Genomic DNA, 25,019 nt, shown 5'->3' on the forward strand with positions numbered 1-25,019 from the left:
GCATCATGGAAGTGATCCGCGTGAATGGAACGGCCATCGATGAGGCCGCCGTTCTGGCCGAGATGCAGTATCACCCCGCCGCCACGGCCGAAGAGGCCGGTCGCCGGGCCGCCGAGGCGCTGGCGGTACGCGAGTTGCTGCTGCAACGCGCCGAAGCTTTGGGTTTCGGTCGCGAAAGCGAGGATGCCATCGACCGCCTGATCGCGTCGGAAGTCTCGCTGCCGGCGCCAGACGAGGAAAGCTGCCGGCGCTATTTCGATGCCAACCCTGCTCAGTTCCGCAGCCCGTCGCTGTACGAGGCCCGCCATATTCTGCTGGCGGCGATGCCGGACGACGAGGAAGAACGCGAAGCGGCGCGGATGCAGGCCGAGAAGCTGATTACGACGCTGCAGGGCGACCCGGAACTGTTCGGCCAGCTGGCGCAGCAATATTCCGCCTGTCCCTCAAAAGACTCCGGCGGCCATCTGGGGCAGTTCGCCAGCGGCAGCACGATCCCGGAATTCGAGACCTTCCTCGACAGCCTGGAAATCGGCCAGCTCTCGCCGGTGCCGGTGCCCAGCCGCTATGGCTTCCATGTGCTGCAACTCGTGCAGCGCGAGGCCGGCCGCGACATGGCATATGAGCAGGTGCGCGAGCGGGTGGCGGATTACCTGGCCGAGTCGGTCTTCCGCACTGCCATCCGCCAGTACATATCCGTGCTGGCGGCCGAAGCCGAGATCACCGGCGTGGCCCTGGCCGGCGCCGACTCTCCGCTGCTGCAGTGACAATGCCATGTCGGATCGCGAACACAGTTCCGGCACGCTGGCCCTGCGCCGTCTGCTGCGCGGGTTCGAGCATTTTCATGACAGCTTCTTCGAAGGCGACGACCGGCCTTATGAAAAGCTGGTCAGCGAAGGCCAGTCGCCGCGCGTCCTGGTGATCGCCTGCTCAGATTCGCGCTCCGATCCCGCATTATTGACCGAGGCCCAGCCGGGCGACCTGTTCGTGATCCGCAACGTGGCGGCCCTGGTACCGGCCTATGAGAAGCCGCGCGGCGTGCCCAAGGGCACCAGCGCCGCCGTTGAATTCGGCGTGCGGGCACTGGAGGTCGATCACATCATCGTGCTGGGCCATTCCCATTGCGGCGGCATCCGCTTTCTGGCCGAGCGCCGCGGCGGCAGCGCGGATTTCGAATTCCTGCCCGACTGGGTCGCCATGGCCGGCGAGATGGTGACGGAGATGGAGAACCTTGCCAGCGAGGCCGGCGAGGCGGAACGCCTGCGCTGGCTTGAGAAGGCGGCCATCGGCCTGTCGCTGCGCAACCTGCAGAGTTTCCCCTGGATCGCCGAGCGTGTGCAAAGTGGCAAGCTGGCCCTGCATGGCTGGCATTTCGATCTGCAACACGGCCAGATCCAGGCGCTGGATGGCGCCAGCGGACGATTCCGCGCCGTGGCTGCGGGTGAACTGCCAGCGCCCGCCTGCGGCTGCTGCGAAGGCCTGATGGAACTGGTCGAGCGATGACGCGATCCGCTGCACCCGAGGCGCGCACCAAAGCCGCGGCGCGCTGGCCGGCGATCCTGCAAAGCGGGTTCCGCCCCTTCTTCCTACTCTGCGGCCTGCAGGCCAGCCTGTTCATTCTGCTGTGGACTGCCGGCTGGGCCATTGGCTGGGATCTGCCGCTCGGCGACAATCCCATCCTGTGGCATGGCCATGCCATGCTGTTCGGCTTTGCCGCCGCTGCGCTGGCCGGTTTTCTCCTTACCGCCGTACCGAACTGGACCGAAGCCGGGCCGGTACGGGGTTTCCGACTGTTGTTGCTGGTCGGATTCTGGCTGATGGCTCAGATCCTGTCGCTGTCGTCGCAGCCCATGCTTTTCGCGACGGCCGATATAGGATTCTGGCTGCTGCTGATTGCCTTCATCGCGCCGGGCATCCTGAAACGCAATGCCAGGCGCAACGGCGTGTTTATCGTAATCCTGTTGGCACTCACCAGCCTGAACCTGCTCTGGCATCTTTCCCTGAATTATGACTGGCAGGATACCGCCATGCTCAGCCTGCAGGCCGCGCTGGGGCTTTTCCTGCTGGCCATCGGCATCATCGGCGGGCGCATCATTCCCGCCTTCACCATCGGCGGCCTGCTGCAGGCCGGCCATGCCGTTTCCATCGTACCGGCGCCGAAACTGGGACTGACGGCCAATATTGCCCTGGTTCTGGCGCTGGCCTCCAAGCTGGCCGCGCTGCCCATCCCCGTTCAGGTCTGTGCCTATCTGCTGGCCGCGCTACTGCATGGCTGGCGGCTGCTGCGCTGGTGGCGGTGCGAGGTTCTGCAGCTGCCGATCATCTGGTCGCTGCATCTGGGCTACGCGTTCCTGCCGCTTGGATTGATGCTGGAAGCCGCCGGCGCCGCCGGTCTGGTGCCCGGCCCGACGGGCATCCACGCCCTGGGCAGCGGTGCCGTGGGCCTGATGATCCTGGCGGTGATGACGCGCGCTTCGCTCGGCCATACCGGTCGCCGCTTGGCCTCGCCGCCAGCAGCCACGGCCGCCTATCTGCTGGTCGCGAGCGGCGCGCTGCTGCGCGTGATTGCCGCGGCCGCGCCGGACATGGCGTTCAGCCACGAACTGCTGGTGGCCAGCGGCCTGCTCTGGTCAACCGGCTTTGCGGCCTTCGTGGCCGGCTATGCCCGGATGCTGACGACGCCCCGCACCGATGGCCGCCCCGGCTGAGATATGGGCTGACATACGGGCAGAAGCAAAGGAACTACCATGGTAAAGCGAACCACTGCTCTTCCCTCATCCTTGCCGCCAGCGGCGCGTACCTTCGCCACACGGCACAAGGCAGTCTGGCAGGCCTATGAGGCGCTCGGCGCCGCCGCCGCGGAATCCGGCCCGCTCGATGCCCGCATGCGGCGACTGGTGAAGCTGGCCCTGGCGGTCGGAGCCCAGGCCCAGGGCGCAGCCAAATCCCACGCCCGCCGTGCCAAGGCCGATGGTGTGAGCCAGGCCGACATGCACCATCTGGCGGCGCTGGCCGTCACAACGCTTGGACTGCCCGCAGCCGTGCGCGCCATGGCGTGGATGGATGAGGCATCGGCCGGCACCGGCAAGACCGCAAAACGCAAATATAGGAAGGAAGTCTCGCATCATGCAGTCATCAGCCTATAGTGAGCGTAGCCTGGCCGACATCGCCGCCCACCTGCCGGGTGCCACCGGAATCTTTCGTGCCCACAAGCTCGATTTCTGCTGCGGTGGCGGCATCAGCCTCAAGGAGGCCGCAGCCAAGCGCGGTCTGGCGGTAGAGGACCTGGAAGGCGAATTACAGGCGCTGGATACCGCGTCGATAGCTGCGGCGCCGGCCAATACCGCAGATCTGATCGACTATATCCTTACCCGGTATCATGCCGTGCATCGGGCGGAATTGCCCGAACTGATCCGCCTGGCACGGCGGGTGGAATCCGTGCATCGCGACCATCCGGATGCGCCGGCCGGCCTGGCCGACCTGCTGGCCGAGACCTTGCAGGAACTGGATACCCATATGCAGAAGGAAGAGATGATGCTCTTCCCGATGATGAAGCAGGGCGGGCATCCCATGATTCTCCATCCCATCGCCGTGATGCAGGGCGAGCATGAGGAGCACGGCGACCGGCTGAGGTTGATCGAGGCATTGACCGATGGCGGCGCGGTGCCGGAGGGGGCCTGTCCAACCTGGCGGGCGCTCTACGCCGGCACGCGCAAGCTGGTGGACGATGTGATGGAGCATATCCACCTGGAGAATAATCTGCTGTTTCCGCGTTTTCTGGATATGTCGGGCGAGTAGGGATTCCTCTGTCCGGGCCGATTTGCGCTGTGGCACGGCAAGCAAAATGGATCGGGCTCTCACAGCTCATGACAACGACACCGCAGCTCGCGAAATTTAGGCGGCGGGTACCCTTCCGTATGCTCGCTCTTCGCCGGTCGCAAAACTCGGCGCTCATTTCCAACTGAAATTCACACCCGGTGTGAAGTGCGGCTGAAAATGAGAGCGGCTGTCGGGTTAAGCTGAAGAATACCGCTGCTGACCCGGCTCAATATTCGCTCCAGACTGAGACCGGTTCGATGGAATTCCGTGTCATTTGACAGCAGTTTATAGAGCGATCAAAGCGCTGCTGGGCTAAGTCTCTGAAATTGTTTGTCTCGCAGCGGAACTGTCGTGACACCCATATCCCGCAACAAGGCATCAATTTCTTGCAACTCGCTGACACAATAAGTGCAAACGCGAGGGGCGACTTTATAAGGCAGAGATGGCTTTTTAGTGTTCTTAAGGCCGCCTAGTTGGCGTCTGTCGCCGTCCAGGTCAGTGCCGTAACGAGGGTCTGCACAAGGGCGATGGGTGCGGAAATTGGCTGGAAGGCGGCTGCAGTGCCGGCATCGACATAAAGCTGTGCGTGCGAATTTGCGGCGAGCGGGCTGCCCGGCCCGTCGGTGATGGTCAGTACTTTCCTGCCGCTCACGAAGGCATCCATGACCGTGTCGACCACCTGTCGCGAATAGGGCGGAAAGGCGATGGCCACCAGCAGATCCTCGGCACCGATGGTGGCGATCTGCGGGCCGGCCATGCCGCCGGCAAAATCGAGCAGACTGCAGGGCCGCTCGGACCGCATCAGGGCATAGGACAGATAGGCCGCGATAGGCCGCGACCGGCGCAGGCCGGCAATATAGACATGCCGCGCGCTGCGCAGCATCTCGATGGCATGCGCGATGCTCTCGGTGTTGCTGGTCTCCAGCAGGCTGTTCAGCGCCGCTACATGCGCACCGACACAACTGCGCAGCAGTTCGGCGACATCGGGCGGCGTCGGGCGATTGCTGGCTTCTGAATAGACGCGTTCGCGCACGGTCGCCTCGCCTTCGATCAGGCGCTGGCGGAACACCTTCTGCATGTCCGAGAAGCCGGAATAGCCGAATTCCTTGGCGAAACGGATCAGCGTGGAGGGTTGGATTTCCAGATCGCTGGCGATCTTCGCCGTGGTGTGGAGCGCGAAGCCGTTGGGTTCTTCGAATGACGCACGCGCAATGCGCTGAAGATGCGGGCTCAGTGCGGCAAAGCGGTCACGGATACGCTGCCGGAGGCCGTCGAAAGTCTCTGCTTCGGGTTTGGACATGGGGTTTTCGGATGAAACCTGGCCTTGGGCGGGGGGCGGAATGTCGCTCATGTTTCAGCCTTTACAATGAATTAGCTAATTCTTCCAGATGTGGATAAAAAATTCAATCTATTTGAACAAATATTCATTGACTGAAATAGAATTAACATTCAATTTTATTGAAACGGCGTTCAATCAAGCAGTGAAACGCCAACCAGGCCCGTCAAGAGAGCCTTTCAGGGAGGATAGTCATGTCGAAAACCAGGATTACGCGCCGCCGTCTGCTCGTATCGGCCGCAGGCGCCGCAGGTGGTGCCGCTTTTTACGGTCCCTGGACGCATACCCGCGTCTATGCGCAGCCATCGATGAAGCCGATCCGCATCGGCATCACGTCTGATGCCAGCGGCCAATATGCCAATTCCGGCGCCAGCGACCGGCGCGGCATGCTGATGGCGATTGCCGAGGCGAATGCCCGCGGCGGGGTGCTGGGCCGCAAGATCGAATATGTCCATCTCGACACCGAAACCACGCCGGCCACCGGCAGCCGCGTGGCCGAACGCCTGATCACCCGCGAGAATTGCGGCTTCCTGATTGGAGCGATCCATTCCGGCGTCGCCAACGCGATCAGCCAGGTGGCGCAGAAATATGGCGTCATCTACCTGAACACCAATTCCAGCGCGCCGTCCGAGGCCGGCGCGAATTGCCATCGCGTCAAGTTCGTCTGGGATGCCAATGGCACCAACTTCGCCAAGGCATCCGTCAAGGCGGCGATTGAGAAATACGGCAAGAAATGGGTTCTGCTGACGAATGACTATGTTTGGGGCCACACCACCTCGGCGGCGACCAAGGCGCTGCTGAAGCAGTATGGCGGCGACATGCTTGAGGAAATCCTGGTGCCGCAGGGCACGCGTGATTTTTCCTCGCAGCTCCTCAAGATCCAGCAGCTCAACCCGGGTGTGGTTGCCGCGGCCATCGGTGGCGACGACCAGAAGGCCATGCGCCAGCAGATCGCGCAGCTGGGCATGGGCAACAAACCGATCTGGCTCAACAACCAGCAGGACTGGCCGGATGTCTACGGCCTGCCGCTCGATAACCTGTTCGGCATGTTCGGCACCACCTGGTACTACAAGCTTGACCTGCCGGGCGTGGCCGACTTCGTGAAGCGGTATCAGACCATGTATCCCGATACCGGCATGCGCGTGCCCGGAAACGTCTTCTACAACGGCTATTTCGCTACCCGCGAATTGCTCCATTCCATCGAGCGGGCAGGCTCCACCAACAACATCAAGGTGATCAAGGCCCTGGAAGGGCATAAGATGCCGGCGCGCGACCGCATGCAGCACCACGATGCCTGGATTGATCCGGTCACGCATCAAGTGCAGCAGACGATCTATCAGGCGACGGCGAATGTCGGCACCCAGGACAAGGACGATATGTTCAAGATCCTCGCGAGCACTTCGCCGCAGGATGCCATGGACACCGGCGCGTCCGGCGCCTGCAAGCTGGAATCGTATGAAGCCACTCCGACATTCGACGCGTGACCTCCTGAAACTGCGGGCGGCGGAATGCCGCCCGCATCTTTCATTTTCCTGTCCGAATGTCTGTCCGAGTTCCAGATGACCAGTCTCGTGCCGCATATCGTCAATGGCCTGACTCTTGGCCTGCTGTTCGCATTGATCGCGCTTGGTTTCACCCTGATCGTCGGCGTGATGGAAGTGATCAACCTGGCCCATGGTTCCCTGTTCACCCTGGGAGCCTATCTGGCGCTGTCGACGGTCGGGGCTGGCTGGTTTGCCGATACGGCATTCGGCTCGTGGTGGCTGAGCCTGCCGCTGACCGGTCGTTATTTCATCGCCCTGGCGCTTGGTCCGGTGATCGCGGGATTGTTCGGCATGCTGCTGGAACTCTGCCTGCGGCCGACCTATGGCAAGGCGCCGCTTTATGGCCTGCTGCTCACCTTCGGTGCCGCTCTCGTGATCGAGGAGGCGATCCGCCTCGTCTGGGGCACTGGCGAGCAGAACATGCCGGTACCCCAGATGATCAGCGGTGCCTTCCTGATGGGCGGGCTGATTTTCTCCACCTACAAATTCTATGCGGCCGGTTTTGCCATCGTCGCGATCATGCTGGTCTGGCTGTTCCTGGAGCGCACGCCCTATGGCGCGATCATCAAAGCCGGTGCGCATGACAGCGAAATGGTGCGGGCGCTTGGCTACGATCTCGCGCGCCTCCGGCTTGTCGTTTTCGGCTTCGGCTCGGCCCTTGCCGGGACCGCCGGCCTGGTGATGGCGCCGATCTGGGGCCTGCGGCCGCATCTTGGCATCGATGTGGTGATCCCGGCCTTCCTGATCATTGTCATCGGCGGCGTCGGCAGTTTCTGGGGCGCCGTGCTCGCCGCGATCCTGGTGGGCCTGGCAACCGGCATTACGGGGGCCTATGCCCCGGCCTGGTCGATGATGTCGATGTACCTGCTTCTGATTGCCGTCGTCGGATTCCGCGCGCGCGGCCTGATGGGGCGGCGCAGCGCGCTGGAGAATTGAGGGATGATCTCGCTATCGGATATCCCTGCCCGCGGCGGCACGCCATTCAGTGTGCCGATGCTGGTCTTCATCCTCGCATTGGCGACAGTGCCGTTCTGGATCACGCGGGTTGGGCTGTATGAGTATCTCGGCATCGAGATCGCGATCTGGATCCTGTTTGCCATGGGCTTCAATCTGCTGTTCGGTTATACCGGCCTGCATTCCTTCGGCCATGGCGCCTATCTTGGTATCGGCGCCTATGCCTTCGGCCTGTTCCAGCAGCAGGTAGCCATCAGCCTGTGGGGCGGCCTGCTGGCCGGAATCGCGGCGGCACTGCTGGCCGGCGCGGCTGTGGGCGCCTTGCTGTCGCATCGCCGGGGTATCTATTACGCGCTGCTGACCATCGCCTTCGGGCAGGTCTTCTGGTTCTCCGCCATGAAGCTGCATGGCATCACCGGCGGCGAGGACGGCCTGCTGGGTATTCCGCGCCCCGATCTGGTCATCGGCCCCTGGCGGGTCGATCTCAACGACAACACGGCATTCTATTGGTTCGTGGCGGTCATCGCGGCTGTTGCTGTGCTGGCATTGTGGCGCATCGTGAATGCGCCATTCGGCCGCGTGCTGCAGGCGATCCGCCAGAACGAGACCCGCGCCCGGTTCGTCGGTTATGATGTCTGGCGCTGGAAATGGCTGGCTTTCACGCTGTCGGCCGGCTTTGCCGGCCTGGCCGGCGGTCTGTTCGCCATGGCACAGCAGAGCGCCTATCCCGACGTGATGAGCCTGCACCAGTCCGGCCTGATCGTGATGATGGTTCTGGTCGGGGGCGGGCTGGTCAATTTCTGGGGGCCGGTCCTTGGCGTCATCCTGTATTTCATCGCGCGTGACATCCTGGGTGGCCTGACCGAGGCCTGGCTGCTCTGGTATGGCCTGCTGTTCGTCCTGATGGTGATGGTGCGGCCGGAAGGGCTGGCCGGGCTGTTCCACGGCGCCATGCAGCGGCTGCCGGGCCGTATCCGCACGGCGAAACCGGAGCAGGCGTGATGGCACTGTTCCGGGCAGAGGGCATCCAGAAGCGTTTCGGCGCCCGTGTGGTGCTGGAAAACATCACGCTGGCCATCGAAGCCGGCTCGGTGCACGGCATCATGGGGCCGAACGGAGCCGGCAAGACGACCTGCTTCCATGTCCTGACCGGGCATCATGTCCCCGATGCGGGCCGCATCATTTTCGATGGCCAGGATATCACCGGCCGGAAGCCGCATGAGATTGCCCGACTGGGAGTGTCCCGCTCCTTCCAGATGATGAACCTGTTCGACGATGCGGTGGCGATTGAGAATGTGATGCTGGCCCTGCCGGCCTTTCGCGCTGTCAGCAACCGTCCGTTTCGCACCAGTTTCGGTGACAGGGCGCTGATCGACTCAGCGCTGGCGGTTCTGGACCAGGTCGGGCTGGCGGATCGGGCCTGGCATAATGCCAAGTCGCTGAGTTATGGTGATCGTCGCGCCCTGGAGATCGCCGTGGCGCTGGCTGCCGAGCCGCGCATCCTGTTCCTCGACGAGCCGACTGCGGGCCTGGGCGGCAAGGCCACGCAAGGCCTGGCCCGACTGATCCGTCGGCTGCGCGAACGCTACACGATATGCCTGATCGAACACGACATGCGCTTCCTGTTCGAGCTGGCCGACCGGATTTCGGTGATCCATTGGGGGCAGGTCATCGCCGAAGGCACGCCGGATGAACTCAGGGCCAACAAATGGGTCGCCCGTTCGGCCCTTGGCGAGGTGGCCTGATGCTCAACATCTCCGGCATAGAAACCTTCTACGGCGAAACCCAGGCCCTTTTCGGCGTCTCGCTGGATGTCGGCCGTGGCGAAGTGGTGGCGCTGCTCGGGCCCAACGGAGCTGGCAAAACCACAACGATCCGCTCCATCCTCGGCCTGTCGCCCCCACGGCGGGGCCATATCCGTTTCGATGGCGAGGATATCACCCGCATGCCGACCCATCGCATTGCCCGCAAGGGCATATCCTGGGTGCCGGATGACCGGCGCGTCTTCCCGACATTGACCGGAGCGCGCAATCTTCGGCTCGGCACGCGCCAGAGCCGGTTCCGGTCCTGGCGGATCGACGAGATGTTTGAAATCTTCTCGGCGCTCGAACACCTGATGCGCCGTGAATGCGAAAACATGTCGGGCGGTGAGTTGCAGATGGTGGCGATCTCTCGCGCGCTGCTCGGCTCGCCCGGGCTGGTGCTGTTCGATGAACCGAGTCAGGGCCTGGCTCCCAACATCGTTCAGGGCGTGATGCGCACGATCCGCCGGCTGCGCGACGAAGGCATCTCGGTGCTGGTCGTGGAGCAGAATGCCCTGGCGGCGCTGGAAGTTTCCGACCGGATTTATGTGATGGACCGCGGCCGGATTGAACATGAGGGTCGGGCACAGGAACTGCTCGACAATCCCGTGCTGCGCCGCCGCCTGATCGGGGTCTAGCCATGACGGCCATGCTTGAAGTCAGAAGCCTCGAGAAAATCTATCGCAAGGGCCGGTTCGACCGGACGCCCACCTTCCGACTGAGTGCCGATTTCATGATCGAACGTCCGGCCGTGGTCGGCATGATGGGCCCGAACGGGTCAGGCAAGACCACGCTGTTTGAGCTGGTGACCGGATCGAATGCACCCACCGCCGGCGAGGTGAAGGTGATGGGACGGAACATCCATCGTATCCGCACCGACCAGCGCGACCGCCTCGCCATCCATTATCACCAGTCATACCAGGTGCGTCACTTCCGGTCCTGGATGCCCAATGCGCTATTGCAGCCTGCGCAGTCGGACTATCCGATGGTGCATCTGTTCGATGAGCCACAGTTCAACACCCAGGATGGTTATATCGGCTTCATGCTCGATTTCTTCCGTCGCCTGCGGTCTGAAGGCAGGCTGGTGTTCCTGTGCGTGCACCCAAACGAACGGTTCCATCTCGAAATCCTGCAGGAGATCTGCGAGCAGTTCGTGTTCGTGCAAAAGGGCGTCGTGACCACCCTGCCCGACTATCATGCGCTGATGGCTTTCGAGCCCGCGCAGGCCTATCTCGGCGGTCTACTGAAGGAGCGGGCCGCATGAGTGCATTCCGCCACTCGGCATATGCCCTGCCGGTCTCGCCCAACAAGGTGCGGGCCGACCACCCGGGATTTTCCTTCGACACCTTCCGAGACCCACCGGGTCAGGTCTGGGCGGATTTTGTCCATGATGTGGATGAATTCATTGTCGTCGCCGAAGGCGGGATCGACATCGAGGTCGGAAACGAACGCGCCGAGTGCCGGCCGGGCGACCTGGTCCGGATTCCGGCGGGTACGCGGCATAGCCTGCGCACCGCCCGTGAGAATGGCAGCCTCTGGTATTACGGCTACGGCAGTTTCGAGGGACGCGCCGATGGCTGATCCGAAACCGCGCGTGGCACTGATCGGCTGCGGCCTCATCAGCCTGTATCACCTGCGGGCATGGCGGGCGGTCGGGGCCGATGTGGTTGCCGTTTGCGATCTTGAGGGCGACAAGGCAAAGGCGCGGGCTGCGGAGTTCGGCATCGGTCGCGTTTATACAAAAGCCACCGACATGTTCGCGGATGGCGGTTTCGACATTGTCGATATCGCCGCTTCCGTGGACGCTCATGCGCCGATGGCCCGTCTGGCTGCCGATTCCGGCGTTCATGTCATGGTACAAAAACCGATGTGCGCCACGGTGGCGGAAGCACGGCAACTTGTCGACGACATCGGCGACCGCGTTCGTTTCATGGTGCACGAGAACTACCGGTTCCGACCGCATTACATGACGGTGCGCCGCTGGATCGACGAAGGCAGGATCGGGAAAGTCCGCCATGCGGCAATTTCCTGCCGGGGATCCGGGCTCTGCGAACGCGAAGGCACGGTGCCGTTCCTGATCGAGCGGCAACCCTATCTGAAGGGCTTTCAACGCAACCTCGTCTTCGAGACCATGATCCATCATCTCGATGTCCTGCGCTGCCTGGTCGGATCATTGCACGTGGTGGCGGCGCGCCTCGGCCGGCTGGCGAAAGATCTGCCGGGCGAGGACACCGCGGCCATCCTGATGGAAGGTCCGAATGGCCTGATTGCCACAGCCGACGGCAGCCTCTGCGCCCCCGGCTATCCGCAACTGCATGGCGACCGGCTGGAGGTGATCGGTACCGCAGGCACCATCATCATGGACCTCAATCGCGTCTACATCGTCGGCCGTGAGACGGAAACGGTCGAGGAGGTCGATCTGCTGGGCCGCTACCAGGAATGTTTCGACACGGCGATGCGCGCCTTCGTCGATGGGTTGCGGACCGGGCAACCATTCGAAACCGACCGGCTCGACAACATCCAGACCCTGGAACTGATGGAGAGCGTCTATCGTGCCGCCGGAGCGGAGGTGGCCGCATGACTTTTCAGGCCGACAGCCTTACGCCCGAGATCGACCCCGGCAGGATCGACCGTCTGTTTGACATCCGCGGCCTCAGGGTATTCATCCCTGGCGGTTATGGCGCAATTGGCGAGGCCATCGCCACCGCGATGGCCCGGTTTGGCGCCGAAATCTGCGTAGCCGGTCCCAATCCGGCCAAGGCAGAGGGACTGGCCGGGCGTATCGCTGCTTCGGGCGGCAAGGCTCACGGTATTGAACTCGATGCACGCAGCCCGGCGGCCATCGCGGCGTCTACGCAGGCCGCGATTTCCCGTATGGGCGGTATCGATGTTCTGGTCAACTGCGTCGGCATCCAGCGCGAACAGGCCATCATGGAGGTGACGCCGGAGGTATTCGACGAGGTCTACGAGACCAACATGCGCTCGGCAATGTTCCTGGGCCAGGCGGTTGCCCGCGACCAGATCGCCAGGGGCCAGGGTGGCCGCCAGATTCACCTGCTGTCGGTCCGTTCACAGCTTGCATTGCGCGGACGCGGCTATTCCGCCTACTGCGCCACCAAGGGCGCGCTGGTGATGCTGGTCAAGCAGCATGCGATGGAACTTGCGCCCCATAATATCACCGTCAATGGCGTGGCGCCGACCTTCATCCAGTCGGACCGCATCCGCCCGCATCTGGAGCGGCCGGAATTCCGCAACTTCATCCTGGAGCGCAACCCGCTCGGCCGCATCGGCGAGCCGCTGGAGGTCGTTGGCCAGGTGATCACCTTTGCCGCCGCGGCCGGAAGCTACATGACCGGCCAGATCGTCTACATCGATGGCGGCGTCACGGCTTCACAATAAATCGTCAATACGGATTTCCCGGGAGAAGTTCAGATGAATGTTGATCAGCCTCGTGCATTGATCGGCGGCGTGTTTCGCGACCGCGCCGGTAACGAGCCCATACCTGTCGTCGATCCATGCACCGAGGATACTCTCTGGTCCCAGCCCGCCTGCGGCCCGGCGGAGGTGGAAGAGGCGCTGGAATATGCGCGCAAGGCCCTGCCGGCCTGGTCGTCGGTCTATGGCTGGGAGCGGGGCAAAATCCTGCGCCGCATCGCGCGCGAAATGGAGACGCGGCGCCCGGCCATTGCCCGCGCCCTGTCATTGGAGATCGGCCGCCCCATTGCGCAGTCGGAAGGCGAGGTCAACGCGGCCATCGAGCAACTCGATTGGTTTGCAGGCGAGGCGGAACGGCTATTCGGCGAGACGATCCGTTCGCGCCAGGGCGGCCGATTGATCGCGGCACCGGAACCGGTTGGCATCGTTGCCGCCTTCTCGGCGTGGAATTTTCCGGTGAATCTTCCCGTCCGCAAGATCGCCCCGGCTCTTGCCGCCGGCTGCCCCGTCATCGTGCGGCCGTCAGAGCAGGTGCCACTGACAACGACCCTGATCGCCGAGGCCTGTGTCGCAGCCGGCGTTCCGGCCGGCGTGGTGCAGGTACTGACCGGCCGCGCCACTGACATCGTGCCGGGGCTGATGGCATCGAACGACGTGCGCAAGATTTCGCTCACCGGCTCGACGCAGGTTGGTAAGCTGCTGCTGGCGCAGGCTGCCCAGACCGTGAAGCGCTGCTCGATGGAACTTGGCGGCCATTCTCCCGTCGTGGTCTGCGCCGATGCGGATGTCGAGACGGCAGCCGCGCAATGCGCCGCCTTCAAGTTCCGCAATGCCGGGCAGGTCTGCATCTCGCCCAACCGCTTCTATGTCGAGGAAAGTGTGGTCGGTCGCTTCGTCGACCGTATGGTGGCCGAGGCCCGCGCGTTGAAACTGGGTGGCAGCCAGGATCCGCAGACCACCATGGGTCCGCTGACGCTGGCTTCGGGACGGAACAAGGTGGAAGGGCTGATCGCCGATGCCGTCAGCCGCGGCGCGGCGGTCGAAACCGGCGGGCGCCGTCCTGAAGATCGCAACAAAGGCTTCTTCCTGGAGCCGACCATTCTTTCCGGCGTGCCCGACGATGCCCGCATCATGAACGAGGAACCTTTTGGTCCCGTCGCTGCCGTGGCATCGTTCCGCACCCTGGACGACGCGATTCAGCGTGCCAACAGTACGCCGTATGGCCTTGCCGCCTATGCCTTCACCGGCAGCGCGGCAAAGGCGGATCGTTTATCCGCCGGCCTGCGGGCAGGCATGGTCGGGATAAACACATTCCTGGTCGCGCATGCCGAGGCGCCGTTCGGTGGCGTGGATCATTCCGGCATGGGGCGCGAAGGCGGGCGCCAGGCCATCCAGGATTACCAAAACATCAAGCTCACCAGCATGGCCTGGACCTAAGCATGGCCTATGCAAACCGCGTGCGCCGGATTTGGCAGGCCGGCGGGACGGCGCTGAACGGCTGGATCGCGCTGCCCTCGCCATTGGCAGCGGAAGCTTTGATGCAGGCCGGCTGGGACAGCGTCACCATCGACATGCAGCATGGGACGGCGGATTACGCCGACCTGTTGTCGCTGTTGCCGATCATCGAGAAGGCGGGTGCAGCTCCGTTCGTGCGGGTGCCCTGGCTGGATGAGGCGGCGATCATGCGGGCACTGGATGCCGGTGCGCTCGGCATCATCGCGCCGATGATTGAAACCGCGAAGGATGCCCGCCGGCTGGTCGCCGCCTGCCTGTATCCGCCGGCAGGATCACGCAGCTTTGGTCCGATCCGCGCCCGACTCGCCTGCAGCGAGATTTATGAAGATACGGCGCGCGCCAATGCGGAGGTGATCCCACTGGCGATGATCGAGACCCGGGCGGCCGTGGAAAATCTCGATGAGATTCTGGCCGTACCAGGATTGGGCGGGCTCTACATCGGACCGGCCGATCTTGCGCTCGCCTGCGGCTACAAACCCGGCTTCGACCGCGAGGAACCGGACATGCTCGACCTGATCGTCCATATCCTGAAACGCTGCACGGCGGCAGGTCTGCCCTGCGGTCTGCATTGTGGTTCGCCGGTTTACGCCGCTAGGATGGTGGCGAAGGGTTTTGCCCTGCTGACCGTGGGCTCGGATGCGCGCTTCCTTGAAGCAGGGGCCCGGGCCGCTGTCGTCGCCTTTCGCGCTGCCTGAGTACACGTCATAAAATTCAGCTTTGAAAATGGCAATGAGGGGATCACCCCGTCGAAACGATTCCCATTTCAAGCTGATGGCTGCCATTTTCAGCTGCACTTCACAGCATATGTGAAGTGCAGTTCACAATGAGAGCAGCTGTCGGGTTAAGCTGAAGAAAACAGCCGCGAACCCGGCCCAATATTCATTCTATACTGAGACTCGTTCGATAAAATTCAGGGTCCTTTGACAGCAGTTTACAGAGCGATCAAAGCGCGTCAGCGCTAAATCACTGAAATTGTTTGCCCCGCAGGGGGCGGGCATCTCCGGACTGCGACGGCGGATCTTTATGGCTCCTTTATACCTCGGGCCTCCGTTGCGTATCGCAGCTTAATCGAATCAGGTGCTAATAAGGACGCTCTTAAGGAGCTCATCCATGCTTGATCTCATCTATCTCGCGCTCGGCTGCACCTTCTTCGCCAGCTTTTCGTTTACGCGCTGCTTTGCGAGTGGGTTCAAAAAGACGCGTCGGCAAGCTGAAAACAAGATGTTGTAGTTCTAGGCCTGCCCGAGGCGGATGTAGGACAGGCGCATAACTCATCGCATCGTTATGAGAGTTTCCCATTAAATTTGCGGTAGGCAGGTGCTGGTCAGTGTCGAAATATCTGCCCGGCCGAAGCAAGCGACGTAGTATCGATCCCTGCGACCTGCATCGCCCCCCACAGTGTACAGGCGATCGAGTCGATCACCGGAATGCCGGTCCGCGCCTCGATCTGTGGCGCCAGCCGCGTTGTATCCATGTTGGTGCAGATAATGGCGATGGCATCGGGCTTCTCGGCGGCCACGGCCGTGATCATCGCATCGATCTCGGCAGCCGGAAGCGTAGCGAAGGAGAAATTATCCTGTAGGCCGGCATGGCGCTCGGCCACGCAGGTAAATCCGGCAGATTCGTAGTTGGCGATGATCTTCGACTGCACATCGCCCAGGTAGGGCGTGACCACGGCAATGCGTTTCGTGTTCAGTCGTTTCAGCAGATCATTCAGCGCCAGAATCGCGGTGGTGGCACGGATGCCTGTCCTGGCTGTGATCGCCGCCGCCAGTTGCGCGTCGCGCTCGAATCCCAGCCAGCTCGCGGATGTGCCATTCCAGGCGATCACATCCATTTTGGCATGTGCGAGGAGTTCGGCTGCCGCCAGGATCGGGCCGGCGTCGAACTGGCCCAATGCCACGGAGGATAGTGCAATTTCAGTCACCGGAAAGCGTGCAAAATGCGCGGTCACATCGGGCAGATCGCGCATCAGGCGGTAGGTCGCTGGTTCCAGCGCGGTGTTGGACGATGGCGTCAGCATGCCCAGGCGGGTCATTGGAAATTCTCCGCGAACAATGGTGTTGGCCGGAAGCCAAAATTGTCGATCCGTTCCAGCGCGGCGGCGAAGTCCAGTAGGTCCTGGTCGCGCCTGGGCGCCGCGATCATCTGCACGCCGATGGGCAGCACAGCACCCGGCGGCCAGTAGGGCAGCGAAAGCGCCGGGCAGCCGGTAAGCGTGACGATAGAGGTGATCGCCAGATAATCGATCAGGCTGCCGAGCTGCCTGCCGTCGATCTCCGTCACTTCGCCGGAATTCACGCCGAAGGGTGGCACCGAGGCAGCCGGCGTCAGCAGCACGTCATATTTTTCGAAAAAGGTGATGAAGCGGCGATAGAGCGTCGAGCGGTCGGCCTCGGCCTGCAGGAAGGCGGCAGCCGTGAGGCCTTCGCCACGTGCGATATTCCAGCGCACGGTTTCAGCCAGGGCGTTGCCGTGCTGCCGAAGTAGCGGCGAGAGATTGCTGTGGATATAGGCGGCACGCAGCGTGGCAAATATGTCCATGGCGCCGCTGCAATCCGGATGCGCCGCACTGAGGTGATCGCCCCGCTGGCGCAGGGTGGCGCAAGCTGCGTCGAACTGCGCTGCCATCGCCATGGACATCGGCGCCACGCCAAGGTCGCGTGAAACGGCAAGGCGCGAAAGTGCGGCGCCGGTCCGTGGCATCGGCTGCAGCGATACCGGATCGCGTTGGTCCGGCCCCGCCAGCACATCGAACAGCCGCTTTGCATCGGCTACCGTCTGCGCGAGGATACCGGCGGTGGCCAAGGTATCCCAGGCCAGCCGCCGCGTTGGTGCGGGCAGCATGCCGGGGGTAGGGCGAAAACCGACCACACCGCAGAAGCCGGCCGGCGTGCGCACCGAGCCGCCGAAATCGCTGCCGATGGCGGCCGGCACGAAGCCTGCGGCCACCGCCGCGGCCGAGCCGCCGCTGGAGCCGCCGGAACTCAGGGACAGGTCGTAGGGGTTGGCCGTGGACGGGCAGAGCGCATTGGCACAGAGCGCGCCGAAGCCAAATTCCGGCGTATTAGTCTTGCCGACGATCACGGCGCCGGCCGCTTTCGCGCGGGCCACCAGGATGTCGTCATGCTGCGGCACGTGATCGCGATAGATGGTCGAGCCATAGGTGGTGCGTAGGCCGGCGGTATCGGTCAGGTCCTTCACGCCCAGCGGCAGGCCGAACAGCGCGCGGTTATGCGGGCCTTCCGCGTCCAGCTTTCTGGCTTCGTCGAGTGCCGAGTCGGAGAGGGTGATGAAACTGTGGAGCCGGTGATCCTGCGTGCGGATGCGATGCAGGGCGCGCGTTACGGCCTGCGTCGCCGTGACGCCATAAGCATCGTAAAGCTCAGGCTGCGCCACGGCTGATCGGTCCGACGCCGATATCCTGGAAGATGGCGACAATGTCGTCCGGATCGGGCGCCGTGGCGCCAAGATGCAGGCGATGCTCGATCTCGTCGAGATGCCTGTTCATGGCGGAGAGCGCGCCGGCGCGGTCGCCGGCCAGCATGAGATCGACGATGACGGGATGCGCATCGGGCGAGCAGTCCGGCGATCCCGGCACTTCGAAGGTCGCGATCGCCAGCGAAGTGCGCAGCATCAGTTCCTTGGCGAAGTCGAGCAATACGCCGTTGCCGGCAAGCTCGGCGATCAGGATGTGGAAATCGGCCGTCAGCGCTAGCGAGGCCCAGCGGTCGTTGCGGTCATGGCCGGACTCGCGACCGATATGCCGCTTAAGCATGGACCGCGCTTCAGCAGTGAGATTATCCATCACGGCATTGACCGTGGCGGTTTCCAGCACGCGTCGCGCCGCAAAGATATCGCGCGCTTCCTGCACAGTGGGGCGGTAGATGAAGGCGCCGCGATTGGGGAAATGCGTAACGATATGCCGTGACACCAGATGCGCCAGCACCTGGCGGATGTGGATGCGCGTAGTTTCGAAGACCTGCGCCAATGCATCCTCGCCCAGCTTGGTGCCGGGCTTCAGGCGTTTCTGGCTGATGGCTTTCAATATGCCCTGGACGACGGGGTCCTGATCCATCGTCCTCGGTTCTGCCGTATCCGACTCGCGATCTTTGCGCATGGGCTTCATCCCAACAGTCTTTACCCAAATTGCTTAAAAATTGGAAGCAATCTGATTGCTCAATTATTCACCAAAAATCTCATTAATTGACAACAATTGATCCACATAATTGGCGCCAATTTGGCACTGAATAATAATACAATTTAATTCCAGCCACTTACGCCGGCCTGCGATCTGGCACAGGCGTTGCTACGTCACCCCGGAAGCGGGGGACGATGACGACACTGGTCTTGAGCGGTGCCTTGATAATGCGGGATGGCCACACGGCCTTCGCGCCCGATCCGGTCGATATCCTGATCGAGGCCGATCGCATCAAGGCCATCGAGCCGGCGGGAACGATCACTGCGGCCGACCGGCGGGTGGAGGCTGGCGGCCTGCTGGCCGCGCCGGGGCTGATCAACGGCCATCTGCATTCCTGGGACCATTTCATCAAGGGGCGGGTCGAGAACCTGCCGATGGAACTGATGATGGCGCATCTGCGCCCGGCCGTGCCGCTGCCGCTCACCGCCGACGACATCTACCTGCGCACCATGATGACGGCGGTGGAATCGCTGCGCACCGGCGCCACCACCATCGTCGACGATCTCAGCCTGGGCCAGAATTTCGACCGCAGCCATGTCGATGCTGCCCTGCAGGCCTACGCGGATGCCGGCATCCGCACCTATGTCGGTTTCTCGATGATCGACAAGGCGGTGGTCGATAGCTGGCCCTTCGTGGAGGAAAGCTTCGCACCCGGCACGCTGGCCTGGCTGCGCTCGCTGCCCCGGCCGAAGGGCGATGCGCTGCTGGACCTGGTGCGCGATCTGGCCAAAACGCATCACCCGGCGACCTCGCGTGTCGGCGTGCTGGTGGCGCCCTCGGCGCCGCAGCGCTGCACCGACGATTTCCTGCGCGACTGCCGCCAACTGGCCGACGACCTGGACCTGCCGGCAATGACCCATGTGCTGGAAACCCGGCTGCAGGCGGTGACGGCCGATATCTTCTGGGGCCGCAGCATGGTCGAGCATCTGGCCGCGCTCGGTTTCCTCAAGCCGAAAACCGCGCTGGTGCACGGTGTCTGGCTGACGCCGCGCGACCGCGACCTGATCGCGGAGTCGGGCGCCAGCGTGCAATACAACCCCTGGAGCAATGCGGCGATTGGCTCCGGCGCCGCCGATTACCGCGCGCTGCGCGATGCCGGCATCAATGTCAGCATGGGGTCGGACGGCTGCGGCGTCACCTTCAACTGCTCGATGTTATTGGCGCTGAAATTCGGCACCGGTATGGGGCGGGTGCGCGATGCCGACTATCAGCGCTGGCCGACAGCGGCAGAAGTCTGGGAGTCGGCCACGACCGGCGGTGCCCGCGCGCTGGGCCGCGAGCAGGAACTGGGCAGGCTCGCGCCCGGTCACAAGGCCGATATCGTCCTGTATCGCCAGACCAGCATGGGTCTGGTGCCGCTGAACGCGCCAGTGCGCCAGATCGTGCATGGCGAAAGCGGCGGCGGCATCGACACCGTGCTGGTGGATGGCGAGATCGTCATGCAGGGCGGCCGGCTGACGAAAATCGACGAACTGAAGCTGATCGGCGATTTCCAGGCAGCCCACGAGCGCCTGCTGGACCGCATCCATGCCTCCGAAGCGGCCGCGGGCCCGGTGCTGGACGGGCTGGGCAGGCTCTATCGGAAATCCCTGAGCACCAAGATCGCCGCCGATACCACGCGTGGAGTCTTCAATCTTCCCAGCGTAAGCGAGGCCTGGTGATGACGGCGACGCGCGGCACCGGCCTGGCCCTCAGCGGCATCAACCATTTCTTCGGCGCCACCCAGGCGCTTGACGGCATCACGCTGCGCATTGACGCGGCCGAGATGATCGCACTGCTCGGCCCTTCCGGCTGCGGCAAGACCACGCTGCTGCAGATCATCGCCGGCTTCCTGCAGCCGAGCCAGGGCGAGGTGCTGCTGGATGGTTTTCGCATCGAGCATATCCCCGCCAATCGCCGCCGCGTCGGCATGGTGTTTCAGAACTATGCGCTGTTCCCGCATCTCAGTGTCTTCGAGAATGTCGCCTATGGCCTGAAGGCGCGCAAAACCCCGGCTGTCACCGTCAAGGCAAAGGTGGCCGAGATGCTGGCGCTGGTGAAGATGAGCCACCTGGCCGGTCGACTGCCGGGGCAGCTTTCCGGCGGCCAGCAGCAGCGCGTGGCCCTGGCCCGCGCACTGGCCATCGAGCCCGGGATCGTGCTGCTGGACGAACCCTTTTCGGCGCTGGACAAGAACCTGCGCCTCGACATGCAGATCGAGATCAAGAGTCTGCTGAAAGGCTATGGCGTCACCTCGATCATCGTGACGCATGACCAGGAAGAGGCGCTGTCCATGGCCGACCGGATCGTGGTGATGAACCGCGGCCGCATCGAGCAGGTCGGCACGCCGGACACGCTGTACGACCGCCCCGCCACGCTGTTCGTCAACCAGTTCATCGGCCACGCCAACTTTCTGAAGGGCACGCTGGCGGCGCCGGATCGCGTGATCCTGCAGGCAGGTGCCGAGGTGACGCTGGCGGCGCCATCCGGGCTTGCCGTTGGCAGCGCGGTGCTGCTCTCGCTGCGACCCGAGAACATCACGCTCACCGCGCCCGGAGCGCCCGGCGCGCTGGCTGCGACCGTGCGGCTGACCCTGCCGCTGGGCGCCGCCGAGGTGATCGAGGCGATCACAACGAGTGGCGAGACCATGAAAATCCACCGGCCGCGCTCGCCGGCCACCAGGTCGATTTCGGGCGATACGCCGGTTGGCCTCGTCATCACCGATCCCACCGGCATTGGCTTGTTCGTCATGCCAGACACTCCCACCGCGTGACAGTTTCCGGATAGCAAGGAGAAAGACCATGCAATTTACCCGTCGTTCGCTTCTCACCATGGGCTCAGCAGCAATGGCGATGGGCGCCCTGGGCGGCCTCCCGCGCCTGGCTCATGCGGCCGGCTCCATCGTCGCAACCACCTATCCCGGCAGCTTTGACGAGGCATTCAAGACTGTGGTCGGGCCCGCGCTCGGCAAGGCCAGCGGCGGCGGCAGTGTCAGTTTCTCGCCGCTGCTGAATGTCGACCAGATCGGCAAGATCCAGGCCTCGCGCAACGCGCCGCCCTTCGATGTCGTTCTGTTCGATGAAGGCCCGCTGATCCCGGCCATCGAGGCGGATATCCTGGAGAAATTCCCGGTCGAGAAATCGAAGAGCTTCGCCAATATCCCGGCCGCCTTCCGCCATCCGGCCGGCTATGCGCCGGTGATCACCGTGCAGTTGATCGGCATCGCCTACAATCCGAAGAAGATCAAGACGCCGCCGACCTCCTGGGAAGATCTGTGGAAGCCGGAATACAAGGGCCGCGTCGGCATCACCGGCATGGGCTCCAGCCTCGGTACGGCCTTCATGGTCGAGATCGCCAAGCTGCATGGCGGATCGGAAACCAACCTCGATCCGGCCTTTGCCGCCATTCAGAAGCTTCTGCCCAATGTCGGCGCCATCGCGCCGTCGCCGGGTGCGCTGGCCGCCCTGTTCCAGCAGGGTGAGATCGACATTGCCTTTAACTACTTCAACAACGTGGCGCTACTGGCGGCCAAGGGGGTCGATATCGCTTTCGCCAAGCCGAAGAGCGGCGCGGTGGTGGTGCGGACCAGCGCCCAGATCGTCAAGAACAACCAGGATCCCAAGCTGGTGCTGGATTATCTGGACACCGTGATGTCGACGGAGGTGCAGAAGGGCCTTGAGGCATCGCCATGGGTGATGATGCCGACCAACAAGAATGTCCCGCTGACGGGCGCGAATCTGACGGTGGCCAAGAGCGTCGAGGACATGGTGGCCAACAACGTGCTGCTCGACTGGACCAAGTTCCAGAAGATGCGCGGCGAATGGATCACCCGCTTCAACAAAGACGTCAAGCTGTAACAGACGGCGTGCGGACCATGCGCCTGCATTCAGCAGAGGTGAAACAGATGCTGCCGGCAATGCCGCTGGCAGCGCTGTTTCTCGTCACCTTCGTGGTGCCGCTGCTGGTGCTGGTCTTTTTAAGCCTGTTCCGCACGCCGCAGTTCACCGAGATGGGACTGGACCAGTATGTCCGTTTCCTGGGTGAGGGCTTCAGCCTCGGGGTTCTGTTCGACACGCTGCTGCTCGGGGCCGAGGTGGCGCTGCTGTCGCTGCTTCTGGCCTATCCGCTGGGCCTGGCCTATGTGGCGGCCGGTCCGGCGGGCCGCACCCTGATCACCTTCCTGATCCTGCTGCCGCTGCTGACCAGTACGGTGGTGCGCACCTTCGCCTGGATCGTCATTCTCGGCCGTGAGGGCATCGTCAATTCCGCCATGCTTGCGCTTGGCCTGTGGGACCAGCCGGCCCGGCTGCTCTATACCTGGAGCGGGCTGGTCGTGGCGCTGACGCAGATCCAGTTGCCGCTGATGGCCTTGCCGCTGATCAACAGCCTGTTGCGCGTCGACCGCAACCTGATGCGTGCCGCAGAGGGGCTGGGCGCCAGCCAGGCCCGCATCTTTTTCACCGTGGTTCTGCCGCTCACGCTGCCGGGCGCCATTGCCGGGTGGCTGCTGGTCTTCGCGGCCGCCGTGACCGCCTTCATCACCCAGAGCCTGGTGGGCGGCGGCCGCATGATCCTGATGCCGCTTTACATCTACCAGCAGGCGATGGGCGTGCAGGAATGGCCGTTTGCCGCCGCGCTGTCGCTGATCTTCACGGTGGCGGTGATCGGTATCGTGGCGGGCATCGGTGTGCTGTCGCGCCGTTTCATGCGAGGCGTCGATGCAGCGTAGCCTCCGCGATCATGCCTATTTCGGCACCGTCGGACTGCTGGCCGGCTTCACCATGCTGCTGCTGCTCGCCCCGACGGCCGTCGTGCTGATCATTTCCTTCACTGGCGGCATCACCCTGAAATTTCCGCCGCCCAGCTGGTCGGTGCGCTGGTATGTCGAACTGCTGAAGTCCGACGAAATCATACAGCCGGCCATCACCAGCCTGAAGGTCGCGGTGATGGCGACCATCGGTTCCGGGATTCTGGGCACCGCGGCCGCTTTGGGCATCGCGCGCAGTCGCAGCCAGTTCGCCCGGCTTCTGGATGCCCTGTTCATGTCGCCCATGGTGCTGCCGGCGATGGCCTTCGGCCTGTCGCTGCTGCTGGTCTTCAACATGCTGGCGATCCGGCTGTCGACCGCCACGCTGGTACTAGGCCATATCATCATCTGCGTGCCCTATGTGATCCGCATGGTGGGGGCCTCGCTGCAACAGCTCAATCCCGCCCTGATCACGGCGTCGCTCAGTCTTGGCGCCAGCCGCTGGTACACCTTCCGCCGCATCACCCTGCCGCTGATCCGGCGCGGCATCTTTGCCAGCGGCTTCGTCGCCTTCCTGTCCTCCTTCGACAACGTGCCGGTCTCACTCTTCCTGGCCGATGCGCGCACGGAAGTTCTGCCGATCAAGCTCTGGGCCATCCTGGAAGGCAGTCTGGATGTGCGCGTGGCCGCGGTGTCCGGTGTGATTGTCATCGCTACCCTCTTGGGTCTTGTACTGGCCGAGCGGCTTGGCGGCCTCAACCGACCAGACCAGAATCGTTGAGCTTATGACTACCCAGCGCGATCTTCGCGGCTATGGCCGCAACCGCCCCGCCATCGTCTGGCCCAATGGCGCCCGCGTTGCCGTGTCGCTGGTGGTGAATTTCGAGGAAGGCGCTGAACTCTCCATCGAACAGGGCGATGCCGAGACCGAACGGTTTGGCGAGGTCTTGTCGGTGCAGCCACCCGGCGTGCGCGACCTGGTTCAGGAACAGGTCTTCGATTACGGCATGCGGGCCGGCCTGTGGCGCTTTCTCGATAGCTTCGATTTTTATGGCGCCCGAACCACCTTCATGATGTGCGGCCGCACGGTGGAGCGGGTACCGGATCTTGCCCGTGCAGTCACTGAGGCGGGCCACGAACCGGCCGTGCATGGCTGGCGTTGGCTGCCGCATTCGCTCTATCGGGATCGCGAAACAGAGCGGTCGGATATTCTGCGCACGCGCGAGGCTATTGTCGCCGCCACTGGCGTGCGGCCGGTCGGTTTCATGTCGCGCGGCGGCCAAAGTCCCTGGACGCGCGGCCTGCTCAGCGAACTGGGCTTTGAATACGACTCCAATGCCCTGAATGACGACCTGCCGTACTGGGATGCAATGTCCTCGGGTCGGCGCATGCTGGTTCTGCCATACGGGTTCGATACCAACGACATGAAGTTCTTCCATCCGAACGGCTTCGTGCAGCCGGAGCAGTTCTCGAACTATGTCGGCGCCGCACTGGATGTGCTGCAGGGCGAGGCCAGTGCCGGCAAGTCGTCGATGCTGTCGGTCGGCTTCCATCTGCGCATCTGCGGCCGGCCGGCGCGTTTTGCTGCCGTACAGGCGATCCTGCGCGACCTGCAGTCGCTGGGTGACCGCATCTGGGTGGCGCCACGAAGGGATATCGCCACACATTTCCGCAGCCAGTATGCTTGAAT

At 63.3% G+C, this 25,019-nt stretch carries 26 protein-coding genes; 22 read left to right on the forward strand and 4 right to left on the reverse strand.

Annotation, left to right across the window (positions count from 1 at the left end; all coding sequences use genetic code 11):
• The first annotated feature begins 5 nt into the window (after positions 1-5).
• The 5 genes from ACK4FJ_RS08215 to ytfE are packed head-to-tail and all read left to right on the forward strand — an operon-like array spanning position 6 to position 3,795.
• A complete protein-coding gene (locus ACK4FJ_RS08215; protein WP_409765366.1) occupies positions 6-764 on the forward strand; it encodes a peptidylprolyl isomerase in 759 nt (252 codons plus the stop codon).
• A 7-nt stretch (positions 765-771) separates the two neighbouring features.
• Positions 772-1,500, forward strand: coding sequence for a carbonic anhydrase (locus ACK4FJ_RS08220; RefSeq protein ID WP_409765367.1), 729 nt, complete (start codon positions 772-774; stop codon positions 1,498-1,500).
• Positions 1,497-2,705, forward strand: a complete 1,209-nt coding sequence (locus ACK4FJ_RS08225; protein ID WP_409765368.1) for an NnrS family protein — start codon at positions 1,497-1,499, stop codon at positions 2,703-2,705. Before ACK4FJ_RS08220 ends, ACK4FJ_RS08225 begins: the two co-directional genes overlap by 4 nt.
• A gap of 39 nt (positions 2,706-2,744) precedes the next feature.
• Positions 2,745-3,143: a carboxymuconolactone decarboxylase family protein gene (locus ACK4FJ_RS08230; RefSeq protein WP_409765369.1), complete on the forward strand. Its 399-nt coding sequence runs from the start codon at positions 2,745-2,747 to the stop codon at positions 3,141-3,143.
• Entirely contained in the window at positions 3,124-3,795 is a 672-nt protein-coding gene (ytfE, locus tag ACK4FJ_RS08235; protein WP_409765370.1) for an iron-sulfur cluster repair protein YtfE, read from the forward strand. The genes ACK4FJ_RS08230 and ytfE overlap by 20 nt, the downstream gene beginning before the upstream one ends.
• A 490-nt stretch (positions 3,796-4,285) precedes the next feature.
• On the opposite strand, the gene ACK4FJ_RS08240 is transcribed toward ytfE, so the two are convergent.
• A complete protein-coding gene (locus ACK4FJ_RS08240) occupies positions 4,286-5,116 on the reverse strand; it encodes a MurR/RpiR family transcriptional regulator (RefSeq protein WP_409765371.1) in 831 nt (276 codons plus the stop codon).
• Between the two features lie 230 nt (positions 5,117-5,346).
• Here ACK4FJ_RS08240 and ACK4FJ_RS08245 point away from each other — a divergent pair, with 230 nt between their 5' ends.
• The 11 genes from ACK4FJ_RS08245 to ACK4FJ_RS08295 all read left to right on the forward strand — a co-directional run bounded on the left by ACK4FJ_RS08245 (position 5,347) and on the right by ACK4FJ_RS08295 (position 15,097).
• Positions 5,347-6,636, forward strand: a complete 1,290-nt coding sequence (locus ACK4FJ_RS08245) for an ABC transporter substrate-binding protein (protein ID WP_409765372.1) — start codon at positions 5,347-5,349, stop codon at positions 6,634-6,636.
• A gap of 75 nt (positions 6,637-6,711) precedes the next feature.
• Positions 6,712-7,632 carry a branched-chain amino acid ABC transporter permease gene (locus tag ACK4FJ_RS08250; protein ID WP_409765373.1) on the forward strand — a complete coding sequence of 307 codons (921 nt, stop codon included), beginning with the start codon at positions 6,712-6,714 and terminating at the stop codon, positions 7,630-7,632.
• Positions 7,633-7,635: 3 nt separating this feature from the next.
• Positions 7,636-8,652 carry a branched-chain amino acid ABC transporter permease gene (locus ACK4FJ_RS08255; protein ID WP_409765374.1) on the forward strand — a complete coding sequence of 339 codons (1,017 nt, stop codon included), beginning with the start codon at positions 7,636-7,638 and terminating at the stop codon, positions 8,650-8,652.
• The gene (locus ACK4FJ_RS08260; protein WP_409765375.1) at positions 8,652-9,395 is read left to right on the forward strand and encodes an ABC transporter ATP-binding protein; all 744 of its coding nucleotides are present in this window, start codon (positions 8,652-8,654) and stop codon (positions 9,393-9,395) included. Before ACK4FJ_RS08255 ends, ACK4FJ_RS08260 begins: the two co-directional genes overlap by 1 nt.
• On the forward strand, positions 9,395-10,090 hold the full coding sequence (locus tag ACK4FJ_RS08265; protein WP_409765376.1) for an ABC transporter ATP-binding protein: 696 nt from the start codon (positions 9,395-9,397) through the stop codon (positions 10,088-10,090). Before ACK4FJ_RS08260 ends, ACK4FJ_RS08265 begins: the two co-directional genes overlap by 1 nt.
• Before the next feature lie 11 nt (positions 10,091-10,101).
• Positions 10,102-10,716, forward strand: a complete 615-nt coding sequence (locus ACK4FJ_RS08270) for an ATP-binding cassette domain-containing protein (protein WP_409765377.1) — start codon at positions 10,102-10,104, stop codon at positions 10,714-10,716.
• Entirely contained in the window at positions 10,713-11,033 is a 321-nt protein-coding gene (locus ACK4FJ_RS08275) for a cupin domain-containing protein (RefSeq protein ID WP_409765378.1), read from the forward strand. The genes ACK4FJ_RS08270 and ACK4FJ_RS08275 overlap by 4 nt, the downstream gene beginning before the upstream one ends.
• Positions 11,026-12,033: a Gfo/Idh/MocA family protein gene (locus ACK4FJ_RS08280; RefSeq protein WP_409765379.1), complete on the forward strand. Its 1,008-nt coding sequence runs from the start codon at positions 11,026-11,028 to the stop codon at positions 12,031-12,033. The genes ACK4FJ_RS08275 and ACK4FJ_RS08280 overlap by 8 nt, the downstream gene beginning before the upstream one ends.
• Positions 12,030-12,851, forward strand: a complete 822-nt coding sequence (locus ACK4FJ_RS08285; RefSeq protein ID WP_409765380.1) for an SDR family NAD(P)-dependent oxidoreductase — start codon at positions 12,030-12,032, stop codon at positions 12,849-12,851. Before ACK4FJ_RS08280 ends, ACK4FJ_RS08285 begins: the two co-directional genes overlap by 4 nt.
• A 33-nt stretch (positions 12,852-12,884) precedes the next feature.
• Positions 12,885-14,324: an NAD-dependent succinate-semialdehyde dehydrogenase gene (locus ACK4FJ_RS08290; protein WP_409765381.1), complete on the forward strand. Its 1,440-nt coding sequence runs from the start codon at positions 12,885-12,887 to the stop codon at positions 14,322-14,324.
• Positions 14,325-14,326: 2 nt separating this feature from the next.
• Positions 14,327-15,097, forward strand: coding sequence for an HpcH/HpaI aldolase family protein (locus ACK4FJ_RS08295; protein WP_409765382.1), 771 nt, complete (start codon positions 14,327-14,329; stop codon positions 15,095-15,097).
• Positions 15,098-15,726: 629 nt separating this feature from the next.
• Here ACK4FJ_RS08295 and ACK4FJ_RS08300 read toward each other — a convergent pair.
• Genes ACK4FJ_RS08300 through ACK4FJ_RS08310 form a run of 3 tightly spaced genes read right to left on the reverse strand, consistent with a single transcriptional unit; the run spans position 15,727 to position 18,522 of the window.
• Positions 15,727-16,440, reverse strand: coding sequence for an aspartate/glutamate racemase family protein (locus ACK4FJ_RS08300; protein WP_409765383.1), 714 nt, complete (start codon positions 16,438-16,440; stop codon positions 15,727-15,729).
• The gene (locus tag ACK4FJ_RS08305) at positions 16,437-17,801 is read right to left on the reverse strand and encodes an amidase (protein ID WP_409765384.1); all 1,365 of its coding nucleotides are present in this window, start codon (positions 17,799-17,801) and stop codon (positions 16,437-16,439) included. Before ACK4FJ_RS08305 ends, ACK4FJ_RS08300 begins: the two co-directional genes overlap by 4 nt.
• Positions 17,788-18,522, reverse strand: coding sequence for a GntR family transcriptional regulator (locus ACK4FJ_RS08310; protein WP_409765385.1), 735 nt, complete (start codon positions 18,520-18,522; stop codon positions 17,788-17,790). Before ACK4FJ_RS08310 ends, ACK4FJ_RS08305 begins: the two co-directional genes overlap by 14 nt.
• A 215-nt stretch (positions 18,523-18,737) precedes the next feature.
• On the opposite strand from ACK4FJ_RS08310, the gene ACK4FJ_RS08315 reads away from it, so the two are divergent.
• From ACK4FJ_RS08315 to ACK4FJ_RS08340, 6 genes are read left to right on the forward strand one after another with little or no spacing between them, the layout of a single operon-like run.
• Positions 18,738-20,264 (forward strand): amidohydrolase family protein, encoded by a 1,527-nt coding sequence (locus ACK4FJ_RS08315; protein ID WP_409765386.1) that lies wholly within the window; start codon positions 18,738-18,740, stop codon positions 20,262-20,264.
• Positions 20,264-21,355, forward strand: coding sequence for an ABC transporter ATP-binding protein (locus ACK4FJ_RS08320; RefSeq protein WP_409765387.1), 1,092 nt, complete (start codon positions 20,264-20,266; stop codon positions 21,353-21,355). The genes ACK4FJ_RS08315 and ACK4FJ_RS08320 overlap by 1 nt, the downstream gene beginning before the upstream one ends.
• A gap of 28 nt (positions 21,356-21,383) precedes the next feature.
• The gene (locus tag ACK4FJ_RS08325) at positions 21,384-22,439 is read left to right on the forward strand and encodes an extracellular solute-binding protein (RefSeq protein ID WP_409765388.1); all 1,056 of its coding nucleotides are present in this window, start codon (positions 21,384-21,386) and stop codon (positions 22,437-22,439) included.
• Between the two features lie 17 nt (positions 22,440-22,456).
• Complete coding sequence (locus tag ACK4FJ_RS08330) at positions 22,457-23,311, forward strand: ABC transporter permease (RefSeq protein WP_409765389.1); 855 nt, start codon at positions 22,457-22,459, stop codon at positions 23,309-23,311.
• Positions 23,301-24,110, forward strand: a complete 810-nt coding sequence (locus tag ACK4FJ_RS08335; RefSeq protein WP_409765390.1) for an ABC transporter permease — start codon at positions 23,301-23,303, stop codon at positions 24,108-24,110. The genes ACK4FJ_RS08330 and ACK4FJ_RS08335 overlap by 11 nt, the downstream gene beginning before the upstream one ends.
• 4 nt (positions 24,111-24,114) lie before the next feature.
• A complete protein-coding gene (locus ACK4FJ_RS08340) occupies positions 24,115-25,017 on the forward strand; it encodes a polysaccharide deacetylase family protein (protein ID WP_409765391.1) in 903 nt (300 codons plus the stop codon).
• Positions 25,018-25,019: the final 2 nt, after the last annotated feature.

The sequence above is a fragment of the Ferrovibrio sp. genome, assembly GCF_046297595.1.
Classification (GTDB): domain Bacteria; phylum Pseudomonadota; class Alphaproteobacteria; order Ferrovibrionales; family Ferrovibrionaceae; genus Ferrovibrio.